Source organism: Pseudomonas sp. RC3H12 (assembly GCF_018596375.1).
Taxonomy (GTDB): domain Bacteria; phylum Pseudomonadota; class Gammaproteobacteria; order Pseudomonadales; family Pseudomonadaceae; genus Aquipseudomonas.
The window spans coordinates 2,936,947-2,947,500 of sequence record NZ_CP075595.1; the positions used below are offsets into that span (position 1 = coordinate 2,936,947).

Sequence of the window (10,554 nt, forward strand, 5' to 3'; positions counted from 1 at the left end):
CTGCATTCCTGTCTTGGCGGTGAAAGCCTCGTTCCAGAGGCGGCGCAATGATTCCACAGTTCAAGGGCCAGGTGCGTAAAATCGGCACTGGTGATTGCGTCGCCTGATCTGGCAGTATCGAATGCCATAACGCCAGAGCCGCCGTCATGTCCGCTACCGTCAGCCCGTTGCTGCTTGCCCTGCGCGAAGGTACCCGCGCCTGCCACCAGAGGCTGGAAGCGCGGCTGCCTTTCTTCAGCGAGGGCTTCGACCGCGCGGCCTACGCCGACCTGCTCGGGGCCTACCATGGCTTCCATGCGCCGCTTGATTTGCTGCTGGGCGTCTACCAGAGCGCCGAACGCCACAAGACGCCAATTCTGTCACGCGACTTGGACGCCCTGGCCATCGACATCGAAGCGCTGCCCCGGTGCCACGCCCTGCCTCGCATCGATGACGAAGCCAGCGCGCTTGGGGTGATGTATGTACTGGAAGGCTCCACGCTCGGTGGCCAAGTGCTCAAGCGGGCCATGGCCGAACGCCTGGGTATCGACGCCGACAACGGCGGTGCGTTCCTCGACGTCTACGGCCCGCTGACCGGCGCACGCTGGCGCAGCTTCCTCGAGCGGCTGGCTGCCGCCCCCCCTGAGCCCACCGCCCAGGCCCGGACGGTAGAAGCCGCTGTCGACACTTTCACCTGCTTCGAACAGTGGCTCGAAGAACGACAGGTGCTGGCCTGCTGAACTCCCTCACCGACGGCACTGGTGCAACAGCGACGTTACCAGTGGCGTCATCCCGATGGCCACCACGCACAAGCCACCGCACAACAATGCAAATCCCAGTGCCCGCAACGGGTGCAAGGTATTGAAGAACGCCAGCACCAGCAGCACCAGCAACAGCGCCAGCCAGTAGCGAACTGCCGCCCTTGGAATGGCCACCATCAACAGGTTGAAGAGTACGAAGGCGTAAAACACCAGCATCGTCGCCAAGCCGACGCTGACACCTCGCGCCATCGGCTGGCCGACATGCTGCCGGTAGAGATCGAAGCCAAGGCTCAAGATAAAGGGAAAAGCCACACACACCAGTGCGTGCAGCAGGAAGCGGGAAAGCAGCGGCAACATTCGTCCTTGATCCTGGAGTCGGCCAAAGGTTGCGCATGGCCGTGAGTGAGGAAAGCGGATGCTAATGCCCTGAATAGACGCCAGCAAGCCGCAGCCCCATTGGTCGGCAAACACTCGTGACAAAGACCTGCTTTTCCGACTTTGCGGCACGCAGCAGAATCCCTACGTCTGTGTTTCATGAAATCCTGCAGGATCGCCCCCACAGCAAAGGCGCTGGACAACCTGATAGCGAGCCCCAACATGAACGTCATTGCCTGTGACCTGCACCACCTGGACGCCACCGCGGACCTCTTCAACCAGTACCGGATGTTCTACCAGGAGGCGGATGACCTCCCCGCTTCCCGTGCTTTCCTCAAGGCCAACCTCGAAACCGGCAACTCACGGATCTACCTGCTGCTGGACGACGAGGGTCAGGCCATCGCCTTTGCCCAGCTGTACCCGGCCACCTGCTCGCTGGCGATGAAGCGCTTCTACTGGCTGTATGACCTGTTCGTCGTCCCCCACGCCCGCAGGGGCGGTCATGCCCGTTACCTGATGCAGCAACTGATCGGGATCTTCCAGGCCGAGGGCGCGCAGCGGTTAAGCCTGGACACCGCCAGGAGCAACCTTGCCGCCCAGGCGCTGTATGAATCGCTAGGGTATGAGGCCGAGCAGGAATTCGTGACCTATCACAAGGTGCTCGATCACAGAAGGTAGCCATGGGAGCTTTCGATATCCGCTTTCGCTCAGCGCGAGGGAGGCAGCTATACGCGGGTGTGCAAGACCGTGGAGTAGGAACCCGGCTGGCCCGAAGGCCTCCCACGTATAGCCGCCATTGAGCGACTTGGACCACATCCTCGGGCTTGCACACCCGGTCGTTGAATTGGCAACGACAGGGCGAGATTAGGGAATGCGGCTGGCCAGAACAACAGCTGAAAGGCCGCAAAAGCATGCTTGGGAAACGTCCTACATGAAATAGGGAAAGTCTTAGTAATCGTCCTGAATCAACAGCTCAGACCTCTTCGTGGGGCAAACCCGCTCCTACGCATCTTTGCTACTTGCCCGCCAAGTCAGGACAATTTCTGAATTTCCTGTACACGAAATATCTACTAAAGGTTTATATTCCGCCCGCCGAAACAGAAAAAGTAGCAAGTGGCCACCATCCTAGCGAAGCGGCCATGTACACCCTTCACACTCACGGATGGGCGTCACGATGAAAATAAAAAACAAACTGATCCTGGCCTTCGTACTGGTGGCCTTCATCCCGGTCGCCCTGGTTGGCGGCATCTCGGTGCTGAACATCCGCAGCGAGGCGGTCGATCAGTTCCTCGACAGCAGCACCCGGGAAATTCGCCAGATCGACGGCAACATGCGCCAGTTCTTTGATGGCACGCTGCAGAACGTCGATCAGATGGCCAAGGATCCTGTATACACCTCGGTCACCTCGCTCAAGGACTACACCGGCGCCGATGCCGCCAGCCAGCCGATGCCCGAGGCTGCGCAACGGGTCATCGACGCCTTCGCCCGCTACGGCACCACTCACCCGGCAGCGGCGATCCTTTCAATCGGCCTGGAAGACGGCAGCTACGCCAAATGGCCGGATGACCCACAGCTGGCCAAGTACGACCCGCGCACCCGCCCCTGGTACAAGGCCGCCATGGCCAGCCCGGACAAGACGGTGCGCACCGCCGCGTACTACTACGACAAGGACGACGTGGCCCTGGTCGGCACCGCCCGTGCGCTGCTCGACGTGGCCGGCAAGGCCAAGGGCGTGTTCGTGGTCAGCGTGTCGCTGAAGAACCTCACCGAACTGGTCAAGAGCATCAAGCTGGGCGACAGCGGCTACGTGATGCTGATCGAGGACGGCACCGTGCTGGTCGACCCGCGCAACGCCGGGCACAGCTTCAAGCAGCTCAAGGACCTCGGCGCGCCGTACGCGGCGTTGGCCGCCACCGAACAAGGCGCCACCGAGGTGGTGATCGATGGCGTGCGCTACATGGCCAATGTGTGGACCTCCCCAGGCCTGGGCTGGCGCTTCGTCGGGCTGATCGAGTACAACGAGGTCATGGCCGCGGCCACTCGCATGACCTATGTCACGGCGGTGATCGTGGTGCTGCTGGCGCTGATCTTCGCCGGGGTGGCGGCAGCGTTCTCGCGGGTGATCGTCAAGCCCATCGGCCAGGTGAGCACCGGCCTGCAGTCGATCGCCGAGGGTGAAGGCGACCTGCGCCGCGACCTGCAGGTCCAGGGCAAGGATGAAACCGCCGAGCTGGCCGGCTGGTTCAACAAGTTCCTCGCCGCCATCCGCCAGCTGATCCAGCGCATCGGCGCGGCCTCGACCAACCTGCACGAAGCCTCGCGCAGCAACAGCGAGATGGCCGGTAACATGAACGAGGCCGCCGGGCGTCAGCGCGAGGCGGTGGAGCTGGTGTCCACTGCGTTCAACGAGATGGTCGCCACCGCCAACGAGGTGGCGCGCTCGTGCAGCAGCGCCGCAGATGCCGCCGAACATGGGCACCGGCGGGTGGCCGAGGGCAAGCAGCAGATCGAGGCGACCACCGACAACGTCAATCGCCTGGGCCGGCGCCTGAGCGAGTCATCCCAGGCCATGGTCGAGCTGGAAGAAGGCAGCCGCAGCATCAACCAGATCCTCGGCACCATCCGCGCCATCGCCGAGCAGACCAACCTGCTGGCGCTCAACGCCGCGATCGAGGCCGCCCGGGCCGGCGATCAGGGGCGTGGTTTCGCGGTGGTGGCCGACGAGGTACGGGCACTGGCCAAGCGCACCGCCGATTCCACCGGCGAGATCGACCAATTGCTCAATACCCTCGGCGGCAAGACCCATGAGGTCTCGCAAAAGATGGAAAGCTGCCTGGACCTGTCGCGGGCCAGCGTGACGTCAATCGAAAGCGCGCGTGACAGTTTCGAGGGTATCCAGCTGTCGGTGAACGAGATCCGCGACCAGAACCTGCAGATCTCGGCGGCCGCCGAGGAGCAGCACAGCGTCGCCGAGGAGATCAACCGACACATCCAGCAGATCTACGACGAGGCGCGACTGGTGGAGGGGCTGGCCAGCTCTGCGCAGGCCGACTCTGGCAGGCTGGCGCAGTTGTCGGATGAGCTGAACGGGTTGGTGGGGCGCTTCAAGTCGTAAGGCATCCAGCAGTTGGGGCCGCCAGGCGGCCCTTTTGCCGCGGTTCGTCGCCACGACAAGCCGACTCCCCACAGGCGATGCTGCACCGCGATGGCATCACCCCGCCCTGGGCAAGTCTGCCAACACGCCTTCGATCTCCCCTAGCACCGCCGGATCATCCAGCGTCGATGGCGCTGTGTAGGCCTGCCCATCGGCGATCTTGCGCAGCACCGCCCGCAGGATTTTGCCGGAGCGGGTCTTGGGCAGGCGCTTGACCAGGCGCACGCGGTTGAAGCAGGCCAGTGCGCCGATCTGTTCGCGCACATCCGCCACCAACTCGCCCTGCAGTTGCGCCTCGCCAATGCCCTGCCCGTCCTTGAGCACCACCAGCGCCAATGGCACCTGGCCTTTGATCTCGTCGTGCACACCAATCACCGCGCACTCGGCCACCGCCGGATGACGCGCCACCAGGTCCTCCATTTCCCCGGTCGACAAGCGATGCCCCGAGACATTGATCACGTCATCGGTGCGCCCCATGATGTAGACGAAGCCGTCTTCATCCAGGTAGCCGCCGTCGCCGGTGTGGTAGTAACCGGGGTAGCTCTGCAGGTAGGCCTGCAGGTAGCGTTGGTGATCGCCCCAGAGCGTCTGGCTGCAACCCGGTGGCAATGGCAGGGCGATCACGATAGCGCCCTGTTGATTGGGCCCCAACGGCTTGCCTTCGTCATCCAGCACCTGCACGTGGTACCCCGGCACCGCCCGGTTGCTCGAGCCCGGCCGCGCCGCGCTGCCTTCGAGCCCGACACAGGGCGCAGTCACCGGCCAGCCGGTCTCGGTCTGCCACCAATGGTCGTGCACCGGCTTGCTGCTGACCCGCTCGAGCCATTCATGGGTACTGGAGTCGAGTTTCTCCCCGGCCAGGAACAGCTGGCGCAACGAATCGAGATTGTGACGGCGGATCAGCGCGCCTTCCGGATCTTCCTTGCGGATGGCGCGCATGGCGGTGGGCGCGCAGAACAAGCCATTGACCTGATATTGTTCCACCACCCGCCAGTAGGCCGAGGCGTCCGGCGTGCGGATCGGCTTGCCCTCGTAGAACACCGTGGTGCACCCGCTCATCAGTGGCCCGTACACGATCAGCGAATGGCCCACCACCCAGCCGACGTCCGAGATCCCCCACCATACGTCCCCAGCCCGCATGCCGTAGACATGACGCATGGCATAACACAACGCCACTGCGTTGCCGCCATTTTCGCGGACGATACCCTTGGGTTTACCGGTGGTGCCGGAGGTGTACATGATGTACAGCGGATCGCCGGCGTCCAGCTCAACGGGGGCGACCGGCGCGACCCCGAGCAAGGCCTGCTGCCAGTCCAGATCACGCCCGGGCTGCAGTTCGGCGCTCGCCTGCGGGCGCTGCAACACCAGCACATGCCGCGGTTGGTGGCGAGCCAGCTGCAGGGCGCGATCGACCAGCGGCTTGTACTCGATCACGCGGTCGAACTCCAGGCCGCAGGAAGCCGTCAGCAGCAGGGCCGGCCGGGCATCGTCGATGCGCAGGGCCAGCTCGTTCGCGGCGAAGCCGCCGAATACTACGGAATGCACCGCACCAATGCGGGCGCAGGCGAGCATGGCCATGGCGGCCTGGGGCACCATCGGCATGTAGATGATCACGCCATCGCCCTTGCGCACACCCAACGAACGCAACAGACCCGCCAAGCAAGCCACTTCATCACGCAGCTGGTGATAGGTGAACGTCTGTTGCACGCCAGTCACTGGCGAGTCGTAGATCAGCGCCAGTTGTTCACCGCGCCCCTGCTCGATCTGATGGTCAAGGGCCAGGTAGCAACTGTTGAGGCGGCCATCGGCGAACCAACGGTGGGTACCATCGGCGTTCTGCTGCAAGGTTACGGCCGGCTTGCGCTGCCAGGCGAGCTGCTCGGCCTGGGCCTGCCAGAAGCTGGCGGGGTCGGAGATGGAATGGGCGTAACTGTGCTGATAGGTCATTGGTTCGCAACCCGGTACTTGTTGTTATTGAAGGGCGAACCCTGAGTATGGACCGAGGCCGGCGGCCCGCCATCGGACTTAAGTCGCAACCCATATGCAGATTTGCCGCACCCGAGCGCCTACAATGGCCAGCCACGTCTAGCGAACAGTCCCATGCATACCCTCGAAGACCTGCGTGCCGGTCGCCTGCACGGCATCACGCGCCTGAATCTCTGCCAGAACCTGACCCATTTTCCCCAGGAGATCTTCGCACTTGGCGACAGCCTCGAAGTGCTCGACCTGAGCGGCAACAGGCTGAGCGAACTGCCCGAGGACCTGCACCGCCTCAACCGGCTCAAGGTGCTGTTCTGCTCCAACAATCAGTTCACCCACCTGCCCCACGCCATCGGCAGCTGCCAGGCCCTGGAAACCGTAGGCTTCAGAAGCAACCGCATCAGCCGGGTCGATGCCCAGGCCTTGCCACACTCGCTACGCTCACTGGTGCTCACCGACAACGTGTTGGAGCAATTGCCCGAGGCACTGGGGGACTGCGCACACCTGCAAAAGCTCATGCTTGCCGGCAATCGCCTCACCGACCTGCCCGCAAGCCTGGCGCGCTGCCACCGCCTGGAACTGCTGCGCATCGCCAGCAACCGCCTGGGCGCCCTACCCGACTGGTTGCTGCTCATGCCACGCCTGGCCTGGCTGGCCTATGCGGACAATCCATTACCCCATGGCTTTGTCGCACCTGCCACGGACGACCATTGCCCTACCCTTCACTGGCAGGATATCCAACTAGAAGAAGAGCTCGGCCGTGGTGCCTCAGGGTTGATTCACCGCGCCCACTGGCGCGGCCAGGAAGCACCGGTTGCGGTCAAGCTGTACAAGGGCGCGATCACCAGCGACGGTTCGCCACTGGCGGAGATGAGCGCCTGTATCGCCGCTGGCCACCATCCGCAGCTGGTGCGCCTGGCTGGGCGCATTGACGATCATCCAGATCAACTGCCCGCCTTGGTGATGCAACTGATCGACGCGCACTGGTCGAACCTGGGCGGCCCGCCTAGCCTCGACAGCTGCACCCGCGACCGTTATCCGGCCGACCGCCAGTTGACCAAGCTGGCTCTGCGTCGCCTTGTCAGCGGTATTGCCTCGGTCTGTGCCCACCTGCATGGGCGTGGCTTGAGCCATGGCGATCTGTATGCCCACAACATCCTGTTCGACGAAGATGGCCAGTGCCTGCTGGGCGATTTCGGCGCCGCCTCGTTCCACCCTCAGGACCAAAGCCTTGCGGCATCGGCACTCGAACGACTGGAAGCGAGGGCATTTGGCATTCTTGTCGAGGAATTGCTGGGGTGCGGTGACGAGCAGGACACAACACTGAAACAACTCGCTGAGCGCTGCCAGCAGGCCGACGTATTGGCCCGTCCTGCCTTCAATGAGTTGGTGGCGCTGCTTGGAGATTGTCACTGACACGGCGATGAAGCCTGGCCTGAACATTCGTGGGAGCGGCGTTCCGACAAGCCCGCTCCCACAACGGAGGAGGTTGACTTGCCAAACGCGCAAAGACAAAACCCCTACCTGCTCGCGCAGATAGGGGTTTTGCGAAATGAATCTTGACGATGACCTACTCTCACATGGGGAAACCCCACACTACCATCGGCGATGCATCGTTTCACTACTGAGTTCGGGATGGGATCAGGTGGTTCCAATGCTCTATGGTCGTCAAGAAATTCGGTTGCCAGTACGTCCTTGCAGACATGCCAGCCAATTCGGATATGCGATATGTGTGGTTCGTCGCGAACTTTCGGTTCGTTTCGTCTTCACCACCACAATTTGGCCTCAGCGCAAATTGCTTGGGTGTTATATGGTCAAGCCTCACGGGCAATTAGTATTGGTTAGCTCAACGCCTCACAGCGCTTACACACCCAACCTATCAACGTCGTAGTCTTCGACGGCCCTTCAGGGAGCTCAAGGCTCCAGTGAGATCTCATCTTGAGGCAAGTTTCCCGCTTAGATGCTTTCAGCGGTTATCTCTTCCGAACATAGCTACCCGGCAATGCCACTGGCGTGACAACCGGAACACCAGAGGTTCGTCCACTCCGGTCCTCTCGTACTAGGAGCAGCCCCTCTCAAATCTCAAACGTCCACGGCAGATAGGGACCGAACTGTCTCACGACGTTCTAAACCCAGCTCGCGTACCACTTTAAATGGCGAACAGCCATACCCTTGGGACCGGCTTCAGCCCCAGGATGTGATGAGCCGACATCGAGGTGCCAAACACCGCCGTCGATATGAACTCTTGGGCGGTATCAGCCTGTTATCCCCGGAGTACCTTTTATCCGTTGAGCGATGGCCCTTCCATACAGAACCACCGGATCACTAAGACCTACTTTCGTACCTGCTCGACGTGTGTGTCTCGCAGTCAAGCGCGCTTTTGCCTTTATACTCTACGACCGATTTCCGACCGGTCTGAGCGCACCTTCGTACTCCTCCGTTACTCTTTGGGAGGAGACCGCCCCAGTCAAACTACCCACCATACACTGTCCTCGATCCGGATAACGGACCTGAGTTAGAACCTCAAGGTTGCCAGGGTGGTATTTCAAGGATGGCTCCATGAGAACTGGCGTCCCCACTTCAAAGCCTCCCACCTATCCTACACAAGCAAGCTCAAAGTCCAGTGCAAAGCTATAGTAAAGGTTCACGGGGTCTTTCCGTCTAGCCGCGGATACACTGCATCTTCACAGCGATTTCAATTTCACTGAGTCTCGGGTGGAGACAGCGCCGCCATCGTTACGCCATTCGTGCAGGTCGGAACTTACCCGACAAGGAATTTCGCTACCTTAGGACCGTTATAGTTACGGCCGCCGTTTACCGGGGCTTCGATCAAGAGCTTCGCTTGCGCTAACCCCATCAATTAACCTTCCGGCACCGGGCAGGCGTCACACCCTATACGTCCACTTTCGTGTTTGCAGAGTGCTGTGTTTTTAATAAACAGTCGCAGCGGCCTGGTATCTTCGACCGGCGTGGGCTTACGCAGCAAGTGCTTCACCCTCACCGGCGCACCTTCTCCCGAAGTTACGGTGCCATTTTGCCTAGTTCCTTCACCCGAGTTCTCTCAAGCGCCTTGGTATTCTCTACCTAACCACCTGTGTCGGTTTGGGGTACGGTTCCCAGTTATCTGAAGCTTAGGAGCTTTTCTTGGAAGCATGGCATCAACCACTTCGCGCTCTAATGAGCACTCGTCATCAGCTCTCGGCCTTGAGATCCCGGATTTGCCTAAGATCTCAGCCTACCACCTTAAACTTGGACAACCAACGCCAAGCTGGCCTAGCCTTCTCCGTCCCTCCATCGCAATAACTGGAAGTACAGGAATATTAACCTGTTTTCCATCGACTACGCTTTTCAGCCTCGCCTTAGGGACCGACTAACCCTGCGTCGATTAACGTTGCGCAGGAAACCTTGGTCTTTCGGCGTGCGAGTTTTTCACTCGCATTGTCGTTACTCATGTCAGCATTCGCACTTCTGATACCTCCAGCAAGCTTCTCAACTCACCTTCACAGGCTTACAGAACGCTCCTCTACCGCATCACCAAAAGGTGATACCCGTAGCTTCGGTGCATGGTTTGAGCCCCGTTACATCTTCCGCGCAGGCCGACTCGACTAGTGAGCTATTACGCTTTCTTTAAAGGGTGGCTGCTTCTAAGCCAACCTCCTAGCTGTCTAAGCCTTCCCACATCGTTTCCCACTTAACCATGACTTTGGGACCTTAGCTGACGGTCTGGGTTGTTTCCCTTTTCACGACGGACGTTAGCACCCGCCGTGTGTCTCCCATGCTCGGCACTTGTAGGTATTCGGAGTTTGCATCGGTTTGGTAAGTCGGGATGACCCCCTAGCCGAAACAGTGCTCTACCCCCTACAGTGATACATGAGGCGCTACCTAAATAGCTTTCGAGGAGAACCAGCTATCTCCGAGCTTGATTAGCCTTTCACTCCGATCCACAGGTCATCCGCTAACTTTTCAACGGTAGTCGGTTCGGTCCTCCAGTCAGTGTTACCTAACCTTCAACCTGCCCATGGATAGATCGCCCGGTTTCGGGTCTATACCCAGCGACTAAAGCGCCCTATTAAGACTCGCTTTCGCTACGCCTCCCCTATTCGGTTAAGCTCGCCACTGAATATAAGTCGCTGACCCATTATACAAAAGGTACGCAGTCACCTAACAAAGTAGGCTCCCACTGCTTGTACGCATACGGTTTCAGGTTCTATTTCACTCCCCTCTCCGGGGTTCTTTTCGCCTTTCCCTCACGGTACTGGTTCACTATCGGTCAGTCAGTAGTATTTAGCCTTGGAGGATGGTCCC

6 protein-coding genes and 2 rRNA genes (1 of these 8 only partly in view) are annotated in these 10,554 nt (G+C 60.6%); 4 read left to right on the forward strand and 4 right to left on the reverse strand.

What is annotated here, in order from left to right:
• Positions 1 to 146: 146 nt before the first annotated feature.
• The gene (locus KHO27_RS13395; protein ID WP_111533015.1) at positions 147 to 719 is read left to right on the forward strand and encodes a biliverdin-producing heme oxygenase; all 573 of its coding nucleotides are present in this window, start codon (positions 147 to 149) and stop codon (positions 717 to 719) included.
• 6 nt (positions 720 to 725) lie between these two features.
• On the opposite strand, the gene KHO27_RS13400 is transcribed toward KHO27_RS13395, so the two are convergent.
• Positions 726 to 1,097: a hypothetical protein gene (locus KHO27_RS13400; protein ID WP_110704584.1), complete on the reverse strand. Its 372-nt coding sequence runs from the start codon at positions 1,095 to 1,097 to the stop codon at positions 726 to 728.
• A gap of 240 nt (positions 1,098 to 1,337) precedes the next feature.
• Between KHO27_RS13400 and KHO27_RS13405 the strand changes: the two genes are divergently transcribed.
• Positions 1,338 to 1,793, forward strand: coding sequence for a GNAT family N-acetyltransferase (locus KHO27_RS13405; RefSeq protein WP_214500357.1), 456 nt, complete (start codon positions 1,338 to 1,340; stop codon positions 1,791 to 1,793).
• A gap of 496 nt (positions 1,794 to 2,289) precedes the next feature.
• The gene (locus tag KHO27_RS13410) at positions 2,290 to 4,230 is read left to right on the forward strand and encodes a methyl-accepting chemotaxis protein (protein WP_214500358.1); all 1,941 of its coding nucleotides are present in this window, start codon (positions 2,290 to 2,292) and stop codon (positions 4,228 to 4,230) included.
• Positions 4,231 to 4,326: 96 nt separating this feature from the next.
• Here the strand turns inward: KHO27_RS13410 and KHO27_RS13415 are convergent, their stop codons facing one another.
• Positions 4,327 to 6,216: a propionyl-CoA synthetase gene (locus KHO27_RS13415; RefSeq protein WP_214500359.1), complete on the reverse strand. Its 1,890-nt coding sequence runs from the start codon at positions 6,214 to 6,216 to the stop codon at positions 4,327 to 4,329.
• 153 nt (positions 6,217 to 6,369) lie between these two features.
• Between KHO27_RS13415 and KHO27_RS13420 the strand changes: the two genes are divergently transcribed.
• Positions 6,370 to 7,665 carry a leucine-rich repeat-containing protein kinase family protein gene (locus KHO27_RS13420; protein ID WP_110704576.1) on the forward strand — a complete coding sequence of 432 codons (1,296 nt, stop codon included), beginning with the start codon at positions 6,370 to 6,372 and terminating at the stop codon, positions 7,663 to 7,665.
• Between the two features lie 141 nt (positions 7,666 to 7,806).
• Here the strand turns inward: KHO27_RS13420 and rrf are convergent.
• Positions 7,807 to 7,922: ribosomal RNA gene (gene rrf / locus KHO27_RS13425) — 5S ribosomal RNA — on the reverse strand.
• A 137-nt stretch (positions 7,923 to 8,059) separates the two neighbouring features.
• Positions 8,060 to 10,554, reverse strand: a 23S ribosomal RNA gene (locus KHO27_RS13430); it runs 399 nt beyond the window's last position.

What these genes read in the sequence shown, in the direction of transcription:
- KHO27_RS13405 (WP_214500357.1), top strand. Translation starts at nt 1,338, where the DNA reads ATGAACGTCATTGCCTGTGACCTGCACCACCTGGACGCCACCGCGGAC.
- KHO27_RS13410 (WP_214500358.1), top strand. Translation starts at nt 2,290, where the DNA reads ATGAAAATAAAAAACAAACTGATCCTGGCCTTCGTACTGGTGGCCTTC.
- KHO27_RS13415 (WP_214500359.1), bottom strand. Translation starts at nt 6,216, where the DNA reads ATGACCTATCAGCACAGTTACGCCCATTCCATCTCCGACCCCGCCAGC.
- KHO27_RS13400 (WP_110704584.1), bottom strand. Translation starts at nt 1,097, where the DNA reads ATGTTGCCGCTGCTTTCCCGCTTCCTGCTGCACGCACTGGTGTGTGTG.
- KHO27_RS13395 (WP_111533015.1), top strand. Translation starts at nt 147, where the DNA reads ATGTCCGCTACCGTCAGCCCGTTGCTGCTTGCCCTGCGCGAAGGTACC.
- KHO27_RS13420 (WP_110704576.1), top strand. Translation starts at nt 6,370, where the DNA reads ATGCATACCCTCGAAGACCTGCGTGCCGGTCGCCTGCACGGCATCACG.